18 protein-coding genes are annotated in these 20580 nt (G+C 39.9%); 3 read left to right on the plus strand and 15 right to left on the minus strand.

The genetic code is table 11. The annotated features are described in order from the left end of the window. Position 1: 1 nt before the first annotated feature. Both AEQ18_RS03660 and AEQ18_RS03665 read right to left on the minus strand, forming a co-directional pair. Positions 2–3139, minus strand: coding sequence for a SpaA isopeptide-forming pilin-related protein (locus AEQ18_RS03660; RefSeq protein WP_054115009.1), 3138 nt, complete (start codon positions 3137–3139; stop codon positions 2–4). A gap of 33 nt (positions 3140–3172) precedes the next feature. Continuing rightward, complete coding sequence (locus AEQ18_RS03665) at positions 3173–3625, minus strand: hypothetical protein (RefSeq protein WP_054115010.1); 453 nt, start codon at positions 3623–3625, stop codon at positions 3173–3175. Between the two features lie 383 nt (positions 3626–4008). Between AEQ18_RS03665 and AEQ18_RS03670 the strand changes: the two genes are divergently transcribed. Next, a complete protein-coding gene (locus AEQ18_RS03670; protein ID WP_054115011.1) occupies positions 4009–5514 on the plus strand; it encodes a helix-turn-helix domain-containing protein in 1506 nt (501 codons plus the stop codon). 90 nt (positions 5515–5604) lie between these two features. On the opposite strand, the gene AEQ18_RS03675 is transcribed toward AEQ18_RS03670, so the two are convergent. From AEQ18_RS03675 to AEQ18_RS03710, 8 genes are all read right to left on the minus strand, one after another. Further along, positions 5605–6639: an AI-2E family transporter gene (locus tag AEQ18_RS03675; protein ID WP_054115012.1), complete on the minus strand. Its 1035-nt coding sequence runs from the start codon at positions 6637–6639 to the stop codon at positions 5605–5607. A 140-nt stretch (positions 6640–6779) separates the two neighbouring features. Further along, on the minus strand, positions 6780–7655 hold the full coding sequence (locus tag AEQ18_RS03680) for a triphosphoribosyl-dephospho-CoA synthase (RefSeq protein ID WP_054115013.1): 876 nt from the start codon (positions 7653–7655) through the stop codon (positions 6780–6782). A gap of 12 nt (positions 7656–7667) precedes the next feature. Further along, a complete protein-coding gene (locus AEQ18_RS03685) occupies positions 7668–8753 on the minus strand; it encodes an acyltransferase family protein (protein WP_054115014.1) in 1086 nt (361 codons plus the stop codon). A gap of 24 nt (positions 8754–8777) precedes the next feature. Continuing rightward, complete coding sequence (locus AEQ18_RS03690) at positions 8778–9371, minus strand: malonate decarboxylase holo-ACP synthase (RefSeq protein WP_054115015.1); 594 nt, start codon at positions 9369–9371, stop codon at positions 8778–8780. A gap of 3 nt (positions 9372–9374) precedes the next feature. Continuing rightward, positions 9375–11057, minus strand: coding sequence for a biotin-independent malonate decarboxylase subunit beta (gene mdcD, locus AEQ18_RS03695; protein WP_054115016.1), 1683 nt, complete (start codon positions 11055–11057; stop codon positions 9375–9377). After that, positions 11047–11346, minus strand: coding sequence for a malonate decarboxylase subunit delta (locus AEQ18_RS03700; protein WP_054115017.1), 300 nt, complete (start codon positions 11344–11346; stop codon positions 11047–11049). Before AEQ18_RS03700 ends, mdcD begins: the two co-directional genes overlap by 11 nt. Positions 11347–11362: 16 nt before the next feature. Beyond that, the gene (gene mdcA, locus AEQ18_RS03705; RefSeq protein WP_054115018.1) at positions 11363–13009 is read right to left on the minus strand and encodes a malonate decarboxylase subunit alpha; all 1647 of its coding nucleotides are present in this window, start codon (positions 13007–13009) and stop codon (positions 11363–11365) included. A 5-nt stretch (positions 13010–13014) separates the two neighbouring features. Next, a complete protein-coding gene (locus AEQ18_RS03710) occupies positions 13015–13929 on the minus strand; it encodes an ACP S-malonyltransferase (RefSeq protein WP_054115019.1) in 915 nt (304 codons plus the stop codon). Between the two features lie 117 nt (positions 13930–14046). On the opposite strand from AEQ18_RS03710, the gene AEQ18_RS03715 reads away from it, so the two are divergent. Both AEQ18_RS03715 and AEQ18_RS03720 read left to right on the plus strand, forming a co-directional pair. Then, entirely contained in the window at positions 14047–14904 is an 858-nt protein-coding gene (locus AEQ18_RS03715) for a LysR family transcriptional regulator (RefSeq protein ID WP_054115020.1), read from the plus strand. A gap of 120 nt (positions 14905–15024) precedes the next feature. Continuing rightward, positions 15025–15378, plus strand: coding sequence for a hypothetical protein (locus tag AEQ18_RS03720; RefSeq protein ID WP_054115021.1), 354 nt, complete (start codon positions 15025–15027; stop codon positions 15376–15378). A gap of 178 nt (positions 15379–15556) precedes the next feature. Here the strand turns inward: AEQ18_RS03720 and AEQ18_RS03725 are convergent, their stop codons facing one another. From AEQ18_RS03725 to AEQ18_RS03745, 5 genes are all read right to left on the minus strand, one after another. Then, positions 15557–16144 (minus strand): histidine phosphatase family protein, encoded by a 588-nt coding sequence (locus AEQ18_RS03725; RefSeq protein ID WP_054115022.1) that lies wholly within the window; start codon positions 16142–16144, stop codon positions 15557–15559. A 221-nt stretch (positions 16145–16365) separates the two neighbouring features. Then, entirely contained in the window at positions 16366–17508 is a 1143-nt protein-coding gene (locus tag AEQ18_RS03730; protein WP_082348592.1) for a hypothetical protein, read from the minus strand. A gap of 289 nt (positions 17509–17797) precedes the next feature. Then, positions 17798–18397, minus strand: a complete 600-nt coding sequence (locus AEQ18_RS03735; RefSeq protein WP_054115023.1) for a 4'-phosphopantetheinyl transferase family protein — start codon at positions 18395–18397, stop codon at positions 17798–17800. After that, positions 18387–19589 (minus strand): beta-ketoacyl-[acyl-carrier-protein] synthase family protein, encoded by a 1203-nt coding sequence (locus tag AEQ18_RS03740; protein WP_054115024.1) that lies wholly within the window; start codon positions 19587–19589, stop codon positions 18387–18389. The genes AEQ18_RS03735 and AEQ18_RS03740 overlap by 11 nt, the downstream gene beginning before the upstream one ends. Continuing rightward, the gene (locus AEQ18_RS03745) at positions 19586–20434 is read right to left on the minus strand and encodes a hypothetical protein (RefSeq protein WP_152911877.1); all 849 of its coding nucleotides are present in this window, start codon (positions 20432–20434) and stop codon (positions 19586–19588) included. The genes AEQ18_RS03740 and AEQ18_RS03745 overlap by 4 nt, the downstream gene beginning before the upstream one ends. Between the last annotated feature and the right edge of the window lie 146 nt (positions 20435–20580).

Genomic DNA, 20580 nt, shown 5'->3' on the forward strand with positions numbered 1-20580 from the left:
GTTAATTTCTTCCTCCTTTAGTTACTAGTCCTTTTCTTTTAATAAACGCTCCACCGATAATCAACCCACCGACCATCAAGAAGGCCCAAATACCAGGTCCCCCTGTTGCTGGTAACGAATTGACATGAATATTCTCTACCTCAAAAATGACTTTGTTATTGCCCTCTTGATTCAAGGTTGTTTCAACCTTGTTCGCTTGTTCGCTAACGGATACTTCGCCATTTTCAGCAATCTCAACCGTAATGGTTTCTCTCAAACCGATATAGTTTTCTGGTGCTTCGGTCTCTTCTAATTCATAGATACCAGGTGTCAATCCAACAAATGTGAAGGTATTGGTTTGAACAGTTGCTTCAAGCAATTCTTGGGTTTCCTGATTTGTTAAGGTGAAGGTTGCACCTTCAATTGCTTTTCCAACTTCATTTACTTTTTTGACAACTAGATCAAAAGCTTTCAGCGGATTGGTTACTTCTTTGTTGATGGTGATGCCATCAGAATCTACGCTGAATTCGTTCTGCTCATCTGTAACTTGTCCGTTGATATCAATCGTGAAGGTCCATGTTGACGCACTGATTTGATAGCCATTTGGCGCTACGGTTTCTTCAAGTAGATAGTCTCCAGGCATCAATCCTGTGAATGATAGTTTTCCATTCTCATTACTTACTCCGTACTTCGTATTTGAACCTTGACTAGAAAGCGCGAATCTTGCACCAGCTAGTGGCGTTTTTTCATCCGTTGCACTCACCTTTGTTACATTCAAGTTCAATGGTACAAAGCTATTCTCGATCGTGTAAGTGAAGTGATCGTTCGCATCTACGTCAACTTCACCATCATTGATAGTGACTTGACCTTCTTTGACAGAAATTGTCCAAGGGCCACTTGTTTCATGTCCTGCTGGTGCTTTAACTTCTGTTAAAGTATAGGTGCTATTATCTGCGAGTAACGTGTCATCAGGTAAAACATATTCGCCGTTGTCTTGATCAGTCAGAGGGACAGCCCTCGCTTCGGTTTCACCGTAGAACATCCCGCTAATTGTAAATTCAGCCCCAGTTAATGACTGACCATCAACGGATGATACTTTTTCGATGGTGAATGACAATGGTTTATCCTGCCGTTGATTGATGAAAGAGAATACGAAGCCTGCTTCGGTCTCATCAAACCCACCTGAATCTTCGGTTTCCTCATAGTCATCTGTTGCACCTTCAACCACCGTGTAAGTGAATTCATTTCCTTGGCTATCGTATTTGACAAAGTCGATGCCAGTACTTGTTTGTGTAAATGAGCTTACCCATTTATCTGCATTTTCCCCATCTACATCAAGCTTGGTCAATTCCACTTTCCCGATGTCTTTGCTATCACTTGTGATCGATTCGCGAAACACTGTGAAAGACAACGTTTCTGGACGTTGCGTATCTGTGTCATTCAACCAAGTTTTATCGATAGTTAATGTAACTCCAGGTACTTTCACAGCTGGAACGGCAAATTCAACTGGGTCCGTGTGATCACTAGTTGGTAAAAACTCTGTGACGCCGTTAGCCAACATCCAAGTATCCGGATTAAAGTTTGCTGATTCAGTGTCGATTCGAACTGAATATTGGATTCGAACAATTTCATCTGCGCCTACATTGATATTTGAAATAGTCAATGTATTTTTATCTGAATCAAAAAGACTTGTCGGAAGTTTCTCACTCGCGATTGTTGATTCATTCAATTGAGTGATTTTGACAGATCCTTCTTCAAATAAAATGTTGCTGCCCATTGGATCTTTGATCGATCCATTAACAACAGTCGATGTCATATCTGTAGCAATCGCTTCTAATTCATTAACGATATCTTTAGCCGCACTTACATTTGTATAATAGTAAGTCTGAGTCGTACCATCGTCTGATCGCACAGATGCGATAGATTGCATTTGCTTCGTGATTTCTTCGGCTGATACAGAAGGGTAAGAACTGTAGTCGTAATTAACTCCAGGTACTTTATCTAATTCTCCTGATAATTCTATACCAATTACACGTATTTCAACGCCATCCCTTTTCAAATCATTTGCAACAGAAACAGGAGCGACAAAGTTATTCGTAATTTGTTCTATAGTATTAGTGCCGGATATAGGAGCAGTGTATATCCTATAATCTTCGGGCTCAGAATCACTTGTAGATAAATTGGCACGGGCGCCAATACCTTTAAGGACAGTTTCATCGAAACTACTCACCCGTAAATCCGCTGATCCCCCAGTAACTGGCTCTAATTCTGTTATTTGGTAATGATATGTTGGAACACCATCGGTCAGTAAGACAATAACTGTTTTTGTATTTTCTCTTTTATCGGATTCTCTAATATTGATTAAATTTTCTGCTTCCAGCAAACCTGCTTGCGTATTGGTTCCGCCTAAAGCTGTAGTTTTTCCTAATTCAGACACGATGTCGTTATCAGCGACACTTGCAATAGGTAATGATTTAAAACCCGAGTCTCCTTCTAAGGTAGATGCTGATTCAGCAAAAGATACATACCCCATATGGATTACTTCTTCTAAATTATGCTCTTTGATCGCTTTGACAAAAGATTCGACACCTTCTTTTAGATAAGTCAATCGTTTATTTTCTTTCATACTTCCTGATCTATCCGCAACAATGACGATATCTACAGGCTGAGCTGTATCACTATTCAGTGCGTTTCCTTTAACTTCTAAAAAGATATTAAAAAGTCCCTCTGTTCCAGTTTCCTCTGCATACTTGCGAATAGCAAAGTCAGCGTCACCTTCCTCACGAACAGTGCCATTGACATAATAATCAAGCCATGTGTCGTCAGCTGTACTTGATAACCCCGTGTCATTATCCCCCCCAACAGGATTTAATACGGTCGTTCCTTCAGGTTGTGATGGATCGGGATAATCGCCTGATTCATCACTCTTTGTTGTAATATCGATATTAGGATAATTTGCAATAAACGTTTCAGCAGTTGTTCCTGCAAAACCGGCAATTCTTAAAATATTTTGCGTTTCGGTTTCAGACCCTTGTGTCTGAGATTCCATTGTTGAATCCGACGTTGTAGAAGATTGTGTCGTTTGACTTTCCTCTGTGCTGCTAGTCGTTGCTGTGGTACGGGTTTGATTTAAGAAAGTCAAATGTTCCTCAGCGATCATCACTTGTTGTTTCGTCTCTGCAAGGACATTTTCTTAAAGCGCTGTTTCTTCAGTTTCTGACTGCAAATCCCTTTGCAACGCAATCGATAAACCATAATCCGTTGCTGCTAATCCTTCGTTCAATGTGGTGGTGAAATTAATAGACCCCGACTCCGCGTCTTCAAAATCACTTAAGATCAACCAATCTCCTTCCTTCTGCATATGTTCCAACTCACTTGCTCCTGACAAACCTGGTAACTGTGCAATTTGCATTTTCAACAGTTGCGGATCCTCAGTTGCGTTCTTTTCATAGTGAATAGTCCATGCAACGGATTGTCCATCTACTGTATATGATGCTGTCACTTCCGCTAATTCATCATTTAATAACACGTGGTTCCCTGTAAAACTCTCTGGCTCAGCATAAACTTCTAACGTGTTTTTCACGTTAGTTAGAAACATCGCGACAAAACCGAGTAATACAAAAAGGTAGACATGCTTCTTTCTCATTCAAATCTCCTCCTATATAAAACAAATAATTTCATTACAATTTCATTATCTATGATTTTTAAAAATCCATCAAATGAGAGCATTTTAATATAAATGGCAATTTAATGATAGTGATTTATCTATATAAAAGCTTATTTATCAATGTAAAGAAGATTATAGAAAGATTAAAAATGAGATTGTGTCTCATTTAACTATCGGATGTAAATATTTATTGAGACATATTATTTCCACATCAACTTTTAATCATTTTTGTATATATATTGGAAAATAAAAGATAGAATTTATATTTTCCGTATGGTAAAATTTATTTAATGTAGGCACATTTCAAAAAAAATTTTTTCAAATGTGAATAAATTATCAGACAATTCAAAGGAGCCAACTACATGTGGATCGATCTTTTTCTAGAAAAAAGAGAAGTAAGAAAATTAGCCCTGTACCAATCAATTATCAGTTTGCGCTCTGTGGAGTTGCAACAGCTAAAAGAACGAACACATTTTTCTGAATCAACTATTCCGCCAATGATCCAAGAGATCGAACAAGACTTCTATCTTATGCACGGTTTCTCCTTCTCTCTTTCGGACTCTTTTCGAAAAGAAAACCAGACAACGCTGCCAGACTTCCATCATTATCGCCAATATCTATTAGAACATTCCCTCGTGGCCCATGCATTCTATGCCATGTTATTGACCCCTGAATCGGGTATCAAAACATTTTGCGAACGCCAATTCTTGAGTCGCGCCACCGTGTTTCGGAAACTAAGTGTCGTCAAAGAGATTCTGGCGCCCTTTCATTTACAATTCAATGTAAACAAACTGGAATTGATTGGCTCTGAAGTAGCCATCCGCTATTTTTTCTGCAATATATTTTGGTTCCTGAAACCGCATATTATTGAAGAGTACCCACTGAGTGATGGGGATCTGACAGAATTTATTGAGGATTTATGTGGTACGTTCGACGCAGTGACCACTGTTGGAAATAAACAAAAATTTGAACTTTGTCTAAAAATCGGCCAACTTCGTCGAGAAGCTGGGTTTTATATAACTGAAGAAATTGATCAACATAAAATTGTGCTGTCAAATTCCTTTAGAGTCGATCATCAGGACAGTTTTTATACCTACTTGAAAAAAACATGTCCATCAACTTTTTTGGCAAATGAAGCCAACAGTTTTTATTTTATTTTGTACTCAGGGGCTATTTTTGTTCACCAGCATACATCTGTTTATCAAATGTTTAAAGAATGGACAACCCATAAGAATGTCACCTATCAAGTCATCCGTACATTAACAGATCAATTCTCTGCGACATTTCTACACGGACAACAACCTGATGAATATCCCATCATCACCGCCAATTTAACCAGTGTCTTAAATGCCTGTGAAGTGCTTAACGATGCACCGCCGCTGATTTTCTTATTGCTGCATAGCAATTGGCAAATCAAAGAACCTTTGTCTAAGGAAGTATTTAAGTACATTTACACGTATTTAAAACGTTTGTCTCGCAGAAAAAAATATGCGTTTTTAGCAGACCATTTAACTTCGTTGTCAAACTTATTTACCTATTTTTTATGGCCATCTGTTAAAGCGGCTATTTATCAACAGCCATTATCAGTTGCAGTCATCGCAGAGGACAACTTTATCACGATGCAACCTTTGTATCATTTCTTTACCGAGCATCCTTATGTTGCCCTAAGTCCCTACGAGGAACAAACCAATATTGATTTACTGATCATCCCTCATCATAGTTTCCACCCGTTACAGGTAGATGCAGAAGTGTTTCATTACAATTACTTGGCCGTTGAAAACCAATTCGCTGATCTGAAACAAGCGTTGGCACAACAACAGTTGCAAAAGTATGAAAACAGGTTGATGCAACAAGCTGCTATGCGTTAGTGATAGGCAAAGCAAATAAACGGCACAAAGATCGATGGTTCGATACTTTTGTGCCGTTTGTTTGCTTATACGTCAAAAAAAGATGAATGGTTATGGTGTATCTCGCTTCTCCAACTTGATCCCGGGAATCTCTTTGATTTCCATCAAATCCAAGAAGAAAGTAAACAAAGGAATCCCAATGATCAATCCCCAAATACCAAATAGATGTTCGCTCAGATATAAAATGATAAACGTATAAAACATAGGTATTTCCGTTTTATTGGCCATCAATCTTGGATTTAATACATAAGATTCTAACGCGTGAACAAAGATGATCACGAGCAAAATATAGATCACATCATTGAAACCGCCCACCGAATAGGCGATAAAAGTCAAAGGGATACATGAAATGATCACTCCTGCAACTGGGATCAAACTCAAGAAAAATATCAAGAGTGCTAGACTAAGCAATTGTGGGAAACCCATACACATCAGTGCAAATACAGTGATTCCAGTATTGATCAATGCAATCACCAACTGCGTTTCAATCACATTACCAAAAGCACGGGTAAATTTGGCCCCTAGATAATAGACATCTGCAAAAAACCAAGCCCCTCGCCCTTTCAAAAACAAGTGAGAAAATTCGATGGTTTTCTTATGATCGATCATAAAGAAGAAACTCAACAGAAAAGCAATCAATACCGTCAATGCCAATTCGCCAAAATTATACAAATAATTGATCACCACAAACACACCGCTTTGCAGCTTTTGGATGTAATCACTGGTTTGTAAAAAATGGAGGATCGACTCAATGATCTCATTATTGGAATCCGTACGCTGATAAAAGGTTGTAACCGAATTGATCAGCTGCACCGTTTGATCAAATATCACTGGCACATAATTGGTCACAACCAAATATAAAACCAGTAAAATCAGACAATAACTGAGCACACTCGTCACTTTTAATGACAGGCGAGTTTTTTTATGTACAAAAAGAATCACTTTATAGATCAGATACGTAAAAATAAAGGTCAGTAAAATAATGGTCATCATGCTGCGCAGCAGATACAACAATCCTGCAATAGCAAATAGCACAGTCCATCGGCGTAAAGCGATATTGTTTAAAAAAGATTGATAATAGGTCATATACGACTCCTTTTCTCTTAGAGAACACGCGTGATCATTTTGTTCTCATTCTATAGAATATATAATCACTCATTCGACAATATAGCAAGTCAATTTATTCCAGTTAAGCAAATAAAAAAATAGAAGCCAAAGGTGCGCTTCTATTTTTTTTCAATTGGATGGATATGAATGCGATGGATCAAGATGGGCGGCGTGACTTTATCTTCAAGTGACAGCAAGAACAAACTAGCCGCTAGCAGATCAGCGCTTCCCCCCGGAGACACTTGTTGTGTCAGACAAAACGTATGCAGTTCAGTAAACGCCTGATTTGGCAGCTTAGATTGGTTTGCCAAACCAGCCAAATGCTGCATGCGGGATAACACAGCTTTGTCACTGCGATACAAAATACATGTATCCTCCAAGGACGCAATGATCGCTAACAGCATGTGCAGCCGTTTTTGGGTAGTGGATCGTTCTTCGCGCCCATAGAAATCTGCTAAAGCGATCTGAACATGAGGATACCCTGCAGCGGCTTCACCAAACGCACCTAAGCCGCCATAGGTTCGTTTGACGCGGGCGCCATGGCTGGAATCATCCACGGTCGTCTGACGGTCCTCGAAACTGACCAATGTTTTGATATCTGAGAAGATTTCAGGAAAGAACAATGCCTGTTTGCGGCTGTACTGACTGCTGACAGCAGAAACAAATAGACCTAAAGCCCAAATGGCGCCCTTATGGGTATTGATCCCCTTCGTGGCAGCCAGCATCGCAACCTCGGCACGACGACCAATAGCCGCAATCGATTCCCGCAGGGTTTGTGTCATCGGCGTCAGCCAAGCAGCTTGTGCCATTTCTTCAAAATATGGCGTCAAGGTTTTGGCAGACAGCAGAAATAGCTGATGATCCATATCGGTATGGGCACCTGTGTTGAATGGATCAACCAACCCAGGTTTTGGTGCCAATTCAACTTCATCGATCAACGCGCTTTCCACTAAACGTGCCAACTCGTGACACATACGCTTTTTTTGTTCTTCCATCGTTACTTCCCTCTATTTTGTGACAGTTTTTTTGATCGCCGACCAAATCACATGTAAAACATAACTCAACAAAAAGGCACAACTGGCAGTAGCTACATAAGCAACAAGGATCATCACACCTGTTGGTAAACGCAACAATAAATCTTTGAAGCACAATAATAAGACTTGAAACACAAAGACATTTGCTAAGTAAGTGCGATAAGCATAAGTCGACAACCATTTGAATTGCGGCAATGTTGTTGAATGGTTTTTGATCAATGTTGAGCCAAACATAAAGACGGCCATGATCACGACTAAACTATATAAACTTTGCAATGTATTTAAATAAGGTGCATGAGCGAATGTCAAATCCCCTGCAAAATGCAGCAAATGATCCGCAGACAACAAGGCTAAAGCAATGCCTACTGGCAAGAAAGCATAGCGCACTTTATACAGCCATTTGTAGACTGTTTCATGGTACATCAAAGCTGCTTCTCCATAAATCCCGTAAATCATAAAGCTGACCACGAATCGGTCCAATAAATACCAAGCGTCATGATGGGGACCGGTAAATACTTGCATGTCATAAAACAGATACCAAGCGACATACAGAACAGTCGCACAAATTAACACTGGCCATACCATTTTTTTGTTGGTCAACACTTTATAGCCCAACCAAACAAAGAATGGCATCAACAATTGGATCTGTAGCATCATGATCGTATACCATAAATGTGGTGCGCCATCGCCTGTCACATATTTCAGGAGAAATGAGGCGGTATCTGTATAGGGTTGAGCTTGTTGTACCGCTGGGAACAACCATAGATAGACAGTGGTCCATAAAACATATGGCACCACCAATTCAAAGAATTTTTCTTTCAAAAATTCTAAGTAAGACAAATGCTGGCTTGTTTTGACCATGTTATAGACAATTGCAAAAATAAATAGAGGCGCAGTATATTTGACCATTACATAAAATGTACCAATAAAGGCAGCAGTTTTCTCATCTTGCGTATTTGCTAAGGCAAATGTCAAAATGCTTTGCATCATCACTGCCGTTACGGCAAAGACTTTCTGAAAGTCACTAATATTGATTTTTATTTCTTTATTCTCGAACATGATTTTCGCTCACTTTTCTTCTATTTACCAAATCTCTGTGGTGAGTTTGGGGCCTTCGTCCGTTTTCAGGAGAATTTTTTTATTGGGTTGGGCAAGAAACTCTTTTAAGGCAAAACCGCCTTGAGGCGTGATCACTTGAATATCCAAATTCTGAAAGAAGTCAGATTCTTGCGTGAACAGATCATAGGGTAATTTGGCGGCAGTGTCGGCATAAAGCAAGAGATCGAGATCACTTGTTGGTTTGACTGCAGCTTGTCCGGTAGCCAATTCGAAACCTAGGCTGCCCCCTACACCCCATCTTACGCTTTTCAACAATGTACGTGCCCGCAGATATTGCTGATAAACAGGATACGTATTGATGGCAGCAGTCCGAAAACTCTCCTTATTGGTCAACATCCAGGGATGGATCGTCCGCTTGATCATATTACACGGTGCTTCAAAAGCAAAACGCTGGGCACGTTCTGTACCACGTAAGCCAACAGGCAAGTAGCTGGGATTACGTGGTACACCTCTCCTGACGGTTGCGAAAACGTCCTCTTCAAGTGTATACCATGCTGGCACATGAATGCTGTCCAATACCTCTTTATCTAGTTTCACAATATCGTGGGCATGTGTCATTGATCAATCATTCCATTCTTCGTTCATTCGTGCAAAGACTTTGTTTGTTTCAACACGACCGCCTTTGACCGCAATGTCATTCGTGTAACGATTGGTCAGCATCGTGTCGTTGGTTTGACGCACATCTTTGATGGCAGCATTGATGGCATCGATCACAGTTGCTTTCGATTCAGCTGTCACGGTTTGCTCAGTGATGGTATCTAAGAAAGTAAATAATGCCCCTAATTTTTGATAGTTTCGTATATCATAGGCAATACTTGGTACTTTGTCCGCCGCTGCTTCAATTTCTGCAATTGACCGTTTGGTGACACGGCTCGCACTTTCCTTCGACATCGCTTGGACACTGATATGGTTGCTATTCAAGGCAATCAAACGACTTGATTGCAGTCCGTGTGCTAAGAAAGCACCTGAGATTGCATTTCCTGCGATGAAGCCAATCACTGGGTGACCTGCTTGACGTAATTTGGCATAAGCCGCCGCACTATTCGCTAATGCCACATGGATCCCAATCAACTCTTCATTATAGCCATAGGCTTGACTCGACACATCGATCACAGCGATCACTGGACGTTTGACTGCTTTGTCTTTGTCTTCTTCATAAATCGTTTCTAGAAGATGGCCCATTTCAAAGCCTTCCATCAATCCTACTTCACCATTGCGCACCCGATACATTGGGTTTTGTTCATTTGGTACGATTGCTGTCACGACAGCATCTTCTAGAAATTGATCTGAAGTTGCGGTATAGACACTGGCACTGGAAGATACCGGATGATTCAATCCAGTTAAGGCTGCAAACCATTGATACCCAACACTGGCGGCTGCATCTGCTGTGCCTTCAGTGACGTGAATAGCTGATACTGCTTTTGTTTGATGCGCAGCCAAGGCTTGATTGTACGTATCGATGTCCATCGGTTTTGACAAATCAAGTTCAGACAACAAGGATAGATAGAAATCAGCGCGTTCACTGCGGTGACTGTCTTTCTTTTCTTCAATAGCTGAGACCACAGCATCTTTGATGGCATCGACACTATCAGTGACCAATTCATCAACGATTTGCGCATGCATCCGTTGGCGGGCGCCAATCGTATTCCAAATCAAATCTTTATCACTTGAATCAAATTCACGTACACCAGCCTCTGTTTCGATTACTTCTGGTCCATTTAAGCCAATACGGGCTTTTTTGGTAGCAATCAAATGACTCATTAAAGCAGAAGTGATCGACATACCGCCAAACGAACCCACTCGACCAGGTACTAACCCGATCACTGGCACGTATTGTTTCAGCGCCACGATCAAATTACCGATTTCAGAGATAGACAATAAGCCATAATTGGCTTCTTGAAGACGCACACCGCCTGTATCTAAGACAATGATTGGATAGATTTCATGATCTGCTTGGTTTTCTTTCAAGGCTTCAGTCAACGCAGCAATGATTTTGGCACCAGATACTTCTCCGATACCACCGCCTTGGAATTTTCCTTCCATCGCGATCACGACGACTGCTTTATCATTGATCATGCCACGACTAACAACGATCCCGTCGTCACTTTGCGGCACGATATCTTGTGCAACTAAGTTTGGGGCAATCATTTGATCAAAAGGATCGATCATTTCACAGCCAGTTCCTGCATCGATCAAGGCATGGACCCGTTCACGGGCATTTAATTCAACAAAACTATTTTTCATCTGAAAGTTCCTCCATTGCTTGGGTCAATCTTAGATAGACGACACCAGGTGTGGCACCAAAATCATTGATCACCATATCTGCTGAGATGGGATAACGATCAAAGAATCGTGTCAACACATTGTGCCAGACATCTTTAAAACCATCGCTGCCGGTACAAACTTTAACGGATGTTTCTTGTTTATCCGTTGGGAAAAGTAAAATTTCCAAGTCACCGGATCCAACAACACCGATATGGACTTTTTTTGTGATTGGTTCAGTTGTTTTGTACGTATAGGTAAATTGTTCCATTTGTTCCGCTCTCCTTTTATGACCAAGTTCTGAATTTCATTGGTGGTTCATATAAGCCATCTGACCATTCAATCAAATCATCGACAGTTTGAGCTGCCAATAGTGAACGTTTGGCATCACTGCGTTTGATGCCTAAGTCTTCAGGCAATTTGACGATGCCAGCTGCCCGTAATTCATCTAATTCAGCTTTGCTGCTTGTCATGCCTAGTGGTGTCACACCGCCGATGGCTGCGATAGCTGCTTGTTTTTGCTCTTTGCTCGTTGCTTTGTATAGATACGCAATACCTTCTTCAGTGACGATATGTGTCGTATCTTCGCTGTAAATCATGACAGGCGCATTGGCTAAGCCGGCTTGTTCTTGAACTGCTAAAGCATCCAAGTTTTCGACGAATACAGGTTTTTTATTTGATCCGTAGGTTTCCACCATTTGAACAACTAATTTTTGACCTTTGCCTAAAGGATCATTTTCATTGCGCAATGATTGCCATGCTGGCGTTGAATGACGACGTCCACCAGGGTTGTGTCCCATATTTGGCGCACCGCCAAATCCGGATAAGCGTCCTTTCGTAACAGTCGAAGAATTGCCTTGATAATCCAATTGCAACGTAGAACCGATAAACATATCGATGGCATATTGACCAGCAGTTTGTGACAACGCACGATTGCTGCGCATCGTGCCGTCTTTGCCGACAAAGAACACGTCTGGACGAGCAGCAATATATTTTTCCATACCTACTTCTCCGCCGAAACTATGGATACTTTCAACCCAGCCAGATTCAATGGCAGGAATCATGGTTGGATGTGGATTTAAGACCCAGTTTTTAGCGACTTTGCCTTTGATCCCTAATGTTTCACCATACGTTGGCAACAACAATTCAATGGCAGCTGTGTTAAAGCCGATCCCATGATTTAACGATTGCACTTCATGTTCAGCATAGATCCCTTTCAGGGCCATCATCGCCATCAAGATTTGTAATTCTGTGATATTTTGCGGATCACGGGTAAACAATGCTTCTAATTGATAGGGTTGGTCTGCCAATACCACAACATCGATCCAATCGCTAGGTATATCTACTCGAGGCAATTGATCAACGATCTCATTGACTTGCACGATCACGATTCCATCTTTGAAAGCCGCAGCTTCAACAATCGTCGGGGTTTCTTCGGTATTATAGCCAGTGTAGAGATTGCCTTGACGGTCAGCTTTGTCTGCGGCGACTAAGACAACATTTGGAATCAAGTCGATGAACAAGCGTCCGTATAATTCTAAATACGTATGGATGTCCCCCAATTTCATGGTGCCGTCTTCGATCATTTGTGCCACACGGGTACTTTGCGCGCCAGCATAAGAAAAATCGATTTTTGCTGCAATGCCTTTTTCAAAGATCGTTAAATGTTCTGGACGAGAAATACTCGACATGATCATATGCAAGTGATTGACCTTCGTTGCATCGACATGTTCTAAGCTCGTTGATAAGAAGCTGGCTTGTTTTTGGTTATCGCCTTCTAAGACCACTTTATCACCAGGTTGGATCAAAGCTTCTAAAACTTCAATGATTGACTCAGTTGGTACATATTTGCCATCAAGCAAATGCGCAATTTTTTTCATTGTTTGGGCTTTTTTATCGCGTTTGCTGGCCCAGTTTCTTGCTGGTTTTTCCATGTTTGTCATCTCCATTTTTGATATAAGAACAGTGCATCATCAATACCATGTTGATCAAGATTGATCGTTCGGATGCCATTGTTTTCTCCGAATTTGGCATGAATCAGTTTTGTTAGGGTATTGCCAGGAGGGAATTCGAATGAGCAGTCCATGCCCAGTTCTTGCAGGACCTCCATCATCTTGTTCCATTGGACAGGTTGTGCGATATTATAGAGTAGATCTTTTCGCACTTCTTCCGGATCCATCGTGCTGCGGCCGTCGGTATTTTTAAGATATAGACAGCTGGGGATATCGATCATTACGGTTTGCATGAATGGCGCAAACTTCGTGACAGTTTCATCCATCAAGGCACAATGAGAAGGCACTGGCACGGCTAGTAGCTTGGCTGTTTGTGCATGGTATGTCTTAGCTGCGGCTAAAGTTTGGGCAAGTCCTTTGACATGACCAGAAATCGTGTGCTGCATCGGACAGTTTTCATTGGACAGATAAACCGGATACGTTGGATCGAAGCTCGATACAACGGCCATTTCCGCTTCTGTTCTGGTTAAACCAACAATGACCCCCATGGCATAATCTGCAGGATACGCCTGTTTCATCAATGTTGCACGATGATAGACCAAACTGGCGGCATTCTCGAAACTTAGTGAATCACACGCCATCGCCGCACAAAATGCACCGATCGAATGACCTGCAACAAAATCAGGAAAGACATTGGCTTCTTTGACTTGATCCGTATAATAGGCGGCTTTTGTCAAAAGTGCCAACTGAATATACACGGTATCTTGCGCCATTGCTGCTGGATTTTCTTTTAGTTGATACCCAGTCGCTTGCGCCAATCGCTCAAAGTATACTTGCGGAATATCTCGCAACATCTCCTGCGTTTGACTGCCTTGTCCTGGATATAAGAAACCTGTTCCCATAGAAAGCCTCCTAAACAATTTCTCTTTCCTGTGTTATATTAGCCGATATTTGTTATAATAAAAAATACCAATTTACGGAGGATCCATAACCAAAAGGTATGGAATAAGGAGTGTCTTATGAATCTGGATCATTTGCGCTATTTCAAAAAAGTAGCGGAATCAAAAAATATCACCCAATCGGCACAGGAATTGTATATTTCACAACCAGCCTTGAGTCGCGCCATGAAACATTTAGAAAGTGAATTAGGTGTGCCTCTGTTTTATCATACCGGCCGTCATATCGAACTGACGATGTATGCAGAAGAATTTTATCCCTATGTTTGTCAAACACTAAAAGCTTATGATCAAGGCCTATCTGCTGTGCAAGCATTAAATGAAGAAATCATTCCCTCGATCACGATCTATTCTGAAGTAGCTTCCGTTTCGTTGCCAAATTTGGTTGGTACATTCGTGGAAAAACATCCTGATATTCAATTATCGATCAAACAGCATGGCACGCCAGAAGCCCATAAAGAACAAATTTTCTATATTACATCAGAACCCAAAAATGGTTTGACCAATCTACCGATATTTACAGAACCAATTATGCTGGCGATCCCAAAACACCATCCCTTAGCCAATCAGCCAGCAGTGACCGTCGCAGATATTCAACCCTTGCCTTTGATTATGTTGGCAACCAATAGCCCACTGCGTCGGACCATCGATGAAGCCTTCGAGGCAAAAAAAATAGCCTTGACCATCGGTTCCACCACCGATGACCCAGCAACATTGCGTTCTTTGATCAATCAAGGATTAGGCATCACCTTTTTCCCTCAACTCACTTGGGCTTATGATCAGCACGCACCATTTGTTCTGAGAGAATTAGAAGATTTCCCATTAAATAGAACCATCTATCTTTCATCAAGTTTTACCAAAGGACACCCAATGACAACGATGATCGCCAAGACATTAAAAGAATTCTTTCAAAAAAAATGATTGGCAAATCCGCTAGAAAGCGTATACTAAACTACAGAAGTGACATGTCCCGATGCGACCAGCTGTCCCAAAAACGGACAGAAAGGCCTATCATTTCAATAAAGGTTTAGGAGATGTTCAATGAAAAAGATTTTTGGGGTATGTTTGGTAAGTATTGTCATCTGTCTGTTTTTAACAGCATGTGGTTCTGAAACGAAACAAGCAAACGCTGATTATACAGTTGATGAAGCAGAGAATGCCCTGAACAATGGTGAATCCATCAACGGGCAAGTCGTAGAGGTGACGGTCGATCAATTTGTGCCAAACAGTACGTTTGGCTATAATATCCAATCTGGGGCGCATATGAATTTTGTATCGAATAAAAATCCCAATGTCGCTGAAGGAGATACCGTTATGATTCATGTGAAAGAAGTCGAAAATGTTTTAGGTTCATATATCATCACCTATGATGAAAATCAGATCACCCAGAAATAATCGGAAAATAGATTTCTGAGGGAAAGTTATCGTGACTTGATATGCGTGTATATTCATATGTAAGCAACCGTTGCGGTAAGGCAAATGGGTACTGATTTCCGTTTTTTCGGAAACCAGTACCCATTTTTTTGCCGCTGATACAAAACAATCAATGATTGACCAGCCCTTGCAATAAGTATTAATGCATTAGTTTCTCCACTCCACTAGTTGGATTGTTGATTTCATGCAGTCGAAACTGATTGTTTTCATAATGAAAGGTCAAGATACAGCCATTTTTTAACGGACTTTTTTGATCCACTGTACTCGTATGTGACCATTGACGCATAAACTGTCGACAAGACGCTCCATGAGAAACAATCAGAATCGATTGGGCTGAAGCGTTGTCAACGATCTCTTGGATGGTCTGAGAGATTCTCTCCTTAAACATGATTTCAGATTCGCCACCATAGTTAACAAAGAAATCACCATAGGGCAAAGGTGGATTCAAGTATTCAGGCTCCCCTTCAAAACGTCCGAAATGCCATTCTTTCAACCCTTTGACTCTTTGATAGGGCAGATCAGTGATCAATTCAAGGGTATCGCAGGCCCGCTCAGAAGTTGACGCATAGGCGTCCTCGATCTGGATGTTTTGTTCGTCGAAATAGTGTTTGACCCACTCACCTTGCTTGATGCCTTCCGCCGTCAATGGCGAATCACACCATCCTTGGATCTTATGTCGCAAATTGAATACATTTTGTCCATGTCTAACGAGATAGATTGTTTTCATACTCTCCTCCTGAATGAACGAATGATTTTTTGGGTCAGACAAGGTGAAAACGATCAACTGTCTGCGCATCACTCGAAGATACATCAATCATACACCTTTGTGTCCACTCCAAGGCAAGAAAAAGATCCAGTGAACGCAACCGCTTCACTGGATCAATGGTATCCTGCAACCACGTTATGTCGATTTTTTGATCAACAGAAATGACATGTGCTTAAAAATCGTTATTTCGCTTGTGCTGCCGCATCAACGATGGCTTGAAGATAGCCAGCTGTATCAACAAACGTTGCCCCGCTGATCACATCTTCTGGCGAGTCATCATCAGATTGGGCAGCTAACGCAGCGATCAATGCATCGACTTCTGTGACTGTTTTGCCAATAGCAGCCGATTGAATTGCGTTGATATTTTCAGACCATGTATATGTCGCATCCATATTGGTTTTCATTAAATCTGAATAGGCGGCATCATTGGCCAATTTAGATGCGAGGACTTGTCCGCCAACGGCACCTGCGCCAAAATCCAGGTCTGAATTTGGTACGCCTGCATAACTATCTGCACTTAAAAATTGTAATTCATCCATAAAAACCGCGGCAATCGTCTCTCCTGTCAGAGCCACTGTCACGATGGCCACTGATTGTTCGCCATGTGGCGCTGCAATCAATTGGGCTTGCGTCAGGGTGTCACTGTCCGTTTCCATACCCACCGATAGCGCGCCGCTTTCGGCTGCTTCAATGATTGCTTCTAAATAGCCCTTCGTATCGACAAAGGTTGCGCCACTGACAACATCTGAGATTTCTGTTGCTTCATCACTCAGTTCTTCCGTTGTTTCTTTCAATTCTTCCACCGTTTTTCCAACTGCAAAATCTGTGATTGCCTTGATATTATTGCCCCAGGTGACTGTCGAATCCCCTCGTTCTGCCATTAAATCTGAATAGGCGTCATCGTTCTCTTGTTTAGAAATCAGCAGCTGGCCATCGTTGTAGTTTTCACCAAATTTCTTGTCGCTATTGACCACACCTGTCCATTCATCGCTCACTGCCAAGTATTGCCATTCATCAATTTCTGCGGCAAGGATCGTTTCGCCTCTCATGGTGACCGTCACGACAGCGACAGACTTTTCTCCATGGGGTGCTGCATAAAGCTGGCGCATATAGATCGTATCCTCATTAGGGATCTCTGCATTGGCATCCGTACCGTTAGCCGTCGTGATAGTTGTCGCAGCTTCTTCGCTCTCCACTGTACTTGAGGCACTTGCTTCCGTACTTTCTGACGACTCTGCACGCGTATCAGGCGTTTCATCTGCTGCACAACCCATCAACAAAACAGCAGATAGTGTCACTAAACCAGTTAAATAAACTTTTTTCATTTTTTTCCCTCCGTCACCATTCATCTTGAATCATTCGACTTTCATCAAAAGTGAATGCATTCACAAATAGAGATATAATCGTCATGTTTCTTCATTTATTTTATCTAAATTGAAATTAAAAGTCAATTTAAATTGAGGTGGGTGGAGGAATTGAAGATGTGCTTTTACATGAAGTGTGTATAATGACTAGATTTCACACCTTTATCTGACATTGAGAGTTTAAGTACTAAAAGCAGATTGCTATTCAATTTTCAGCGGAAGACGCACAATACGCAATAAATTCCTTAGATTAAAAAGAATTTAAATCGATCGTTCTTAAAATAATCTCACTTTTTTCTGGCAAACAAATTGAAATAAATGAATGACTTAACTCTATGGTTTTTATATAACAATCAAAAACGTCACTTTTTATCCATTTATCTCGCAAAACCACCTTATTTAACGTGGAATAAACTAAACGTGAAAAGTCTAGATTTAAGCCTATGCCAATATATTTGCTAATACTTTCTTTTATTGTCCAAAAACACAAAAATTGTATGCACGGTAACTCGCTATTTTTAATATATTCTTGCTCTGATATATGAAAACATGTAATTAAATGCGTAATATCTATTTTTCGTTTCCTTTCAATGTCTACACCAACATTTGTACAGGATATGGCGATACAAAAACAATGACCTGAATAAGACACACTAAATTGTTTTCCAAAATTGCTAGGAAGATATTTCTTACCATTACAATCGGAAAAAATATCTTCCATTTTAATATTGCCAAATTCTGAAAGGTGATGAATCAAGATATTAGAAATTAGTTTTTTTCTTGTTTTACATGTGGAATCGCATTCCCCTATAAACAGATACACCTTCTTACTAATTAAATCAGTACTCATTGGAGAATACTAAAGAAACATTGCTGCCACCAAAATCAAATGAGTTTGACAAGATATTTCCACCTTCATAATTGATTGAATCACCTAATAATAAATTAAGATTAATTTCTGGGTCAACATCTGAATATGAAACATTGCTTTGGGCAAATAGTTGTTTATTCCTTATCATTAAACAACATAATAAAGCTTCTAATGCTCCTGAAGCACCTAATAAATGACCGTGTACAGATTTTGTTGATGAAACAAATGGAGATTTAAAAATTTTGTTAATCGCCATTGCTTCTATGAGATCATTGGCTTGAGTTCCAGTTCCATGAGCATTAATGTAAGTGACCTCACTTGCGATTATTTTTGCGTTATCTAATGCTTTCTTCATACAACGTGTTATCCCGTCAATATCTGGAGCGACGAGTGATGAGGCATCACTGGTTGTCGCATATCCTTTAATTTCACAATAAATTGGGGCATTCCTCGCAATTGCATGCTCATACTCTTCTAAAACCAGTAGTGCTGCCCCTTCGCTTAAAATAAATCCATTCCTATCCTTTGAAAATGGAATGGAAGCCTTATCAATGTTTGTACTTCTAGATAATGCTCCTAACCTATGAAAGGATTTAAAAACTTGTTCACTGATACAGCACTCCGATCCACCTACTAACATCACATCAAATTCATCTCTTTGTATTTTTTGAAAAGCTTCTCCAATTGCTGTAGCTGATGAAGCACATGCATTATTGTAAGTATAGACACCTCCTTTAAAATTTAAAGCTATACTTAAATTAGCACTTATCATATTGTGTAGTAACTTAGGCATACCTAACAAGCTGATTTTTTCCAAGCCGTGAAGTGCAGATTCAGTCAATTCGGTGTGTAAGGTTTGAAAACCTCCCATTGATGTTCCGATTGATATACCACATCTTTCCTTATTTAGATTGTTCAATTTTAATCTACTATCTAAAATCGCTGATTCTGAAGCATATAATGCTAGCTGTGACACTTTGTCCGTATAACGAATTTTCTTTTTATTTAAACTGTATTTATAATCCTCAGATACTTCCCCATAAAACTCAACAACATCCCATTTTGATTTAACAAAACATTGCTTGTGATTATTTATGGCTGAGAGAATTTCTTCATTGGTAGTACCACATGGTGATACACTTCCTAAACCAGTTACAACTACTCGTTTCATTTAAAGTTCTCCCTCTTTAACTTTTTATCAAATAAACACACAAAAAACAAATATATGGATAAGATGAAACTAGTAGTAATTAAAAAATCTCTAAAACTACTAATTACCAGAACATAGTTGGTAAATGTAAACATGATGTTATCGAGAAATAAACGCACTATGATTTGACCAATAAAGAAAGTAATAATTGTGAAAATAGCAGCAAAAATAGAATTTAACCCAAAATGCATTAACCTTATCTCTTTTTTTGAAAAACCTGCTAAATATAAACTTTTCATCGAATCAAAATTAACTTCATAGATAAATTTTATTAGTGATTCCATTAAAACAATCTCAACTAAAATCGCTATAACTAAAATAAAAGTTATCTGTGTACGAATAATTTGCAATATACTTTCCCCTGAAGAGATAATTTCCTGACGACTTATAAAAGTTACTTCATCCCCAAGATGACTTAGTTTATGGTTAGTTGCCAAATAGCTTGTGTGCGGCACTTCCTCCGCTAAGTACTTAAAGCTATCTACCTCAATATATATTTCGCTAACTGTCGTTATTGGGCTTATCCGATTAATCTCAAAAGAATACCATTGATTTGTTAATACATTCTGTAATTTAATAAAATCTCCTACGGTATAATGATATTTATTGGCAAAAGCTGCTGTAATAACCACATCATCTTCTTGAAGATCCCAAAACTGAGAGTTTTTAGGGACTGAAAAAATATTTTGCGTAATTCCATCTTGATCATACATAGTGAACATTTTAGCTGCTTCACCTGGTCCTACATCCTCCATGCTAGTTTGATATAAGTAAGTAAATGCTGTTTCTTTTTCCAAATTACTCACATATTCCTCCACTGAACTTTTCAAAAGAAAGGAAAAATTAATGAGAAAACCTGTTACAACTATCATCAATAGAAATAATACAATCTCCATTTTATTCCGTAATATTTTCACAATTCTATATTTATAAATAAAGTTAAACACTTACT

The sequence above is a fragment of the Enterococcus sp. RIT-PI-f genome (genome assembly GCF_001297065.1).
Lineage (GTDB): Bacteria > Bacillota > Bacilli > Lactobacillales > Enterococcaceae > Enterococcus_D.

Excerpts from the sequence above, each read along its gene's own strand:
- AEQ18_RS03670 (WP_054115011.1), top strand. The coding sequence starts at position 4,009 with ATGTGGATCGATCTTTTTCTAGAAAAAAGAGAAGTAAGAAAATTAGCC.
- AEQ18_RS03715 (WP_054115020.1), top strand. The coding sequence starts at position 14,047 with ATGAATCTGGATCATTTGCGCTATTTCAAAAAAGTAGCGGAATCAAAA.
- AEQ18_RS03740 (WP_054115024.1), bottom strand. The coding sequence starts at position 19,589 with ATGAAACGAGTAGTTGTAACTGGTTTAGGAAGTGTATCACCATGTGGT.
- AEQ18_RS03675 (WP_054115012.1), bottom strand. The coding sequence starts at position 6,639 with ATGACCTATTATCAATCTTTTTTAAACAATATCGCTTTACGCCGATGG.
- AEQ18_RS03700 (WP_054115017.1), bottom strand. The coding sequence starts at position 11,346 with ATGGAACAATTTACCTATACGTACAAAACAACTGAACCAATCACAAAA.
- mdcA (WP_054115018.1), bottom strand. The coding sequence starts at position 13,009 with ATGGAAAAACCAGCAAGAAACTGGGCCAGCAAACGCGATAAAAAAGCC.
- mdcD (WP_054115016.1), bottom strand. The coding sequence starts at position 11,057 with ATGAAAAATAGTTTTGTTGAATTAAATGCCCGTGAACGGGTCCATGCC.
- AEQ18_RS03680 (WP_054115013.1), bottom strand. The coding sequence starts at position 7,655 with ATGGAAGAACAAAAAAAGCGTATGTGTCACGAGTTGGCACGTTTAGTG.
- AEQ18_RS03735 (WP_054115023.1), bottom strand. The coding sequence starts at position 18,397 with ATGAGTACTGATTTAATTAGTAAGAAGGTGTATCTGTTTATAGGGGAA.
- AEQ18_RS03730 (WP_082348592.1), bottom strand. The coding sequence starts at position 17,508 with ATGAAAAAAGTTTATTTAACTGGTTTAGTGACACTATCTGCTGTTTTG.
- AEQ18_RS03720 (WP_054115021.1), top strand. The coding sequence starts at position 15,025 with ATGAAAAAGATTTTTGGGGTATGTTTGGTAAGTATTGTCATCTGTCTG.
- AEQ18_RS03665 (WP_054115010.1), bottom strand. The coding sequence starts at position 3,625 with ATGAGAAAGAAGCATGTCTACCTTTTTGTATTACTCGGTTTTGTCGCG.
- AEQ18_RS03660 (WP_054115009.1), bottom strand. The coding sequence starts at position 3,139 with ATGATCGCTGAGGAACATTTGACTTTCTTAAATCAAACCCGTACCACA.
- AEQ18_RS03685 (WP_054115014.1), bottom strand. The coding sequence starts at position 8,753 with ATGTTCGAGAATAAAGAAATAAAAATCAATATTAGTGACTTTCAGAAA.
- AEQ18_RS03725 (WP_054115022.1), bottom strand. The coding sequence starts at position 16,144 with ATGAAAACAATCTATCTCGTTAGACATGGACAAAATGTATTCAATTTG.
- AEQ18_RS03690 (WP_054115015.1), bottom strand. The coding sequence starts at position 9,371 with ATGACACATGCCCACGATATTGTGAAACTAGATAAAGAGGTATTGGAC.
- AEQ18_RS03710 (WP_054115019.1), bottom strand. The coding sequence starts at position 13,929 with ATGGGAACAGGTTTCTTATATCCAGGACAAGGCAGTCAAACGCAGGAG.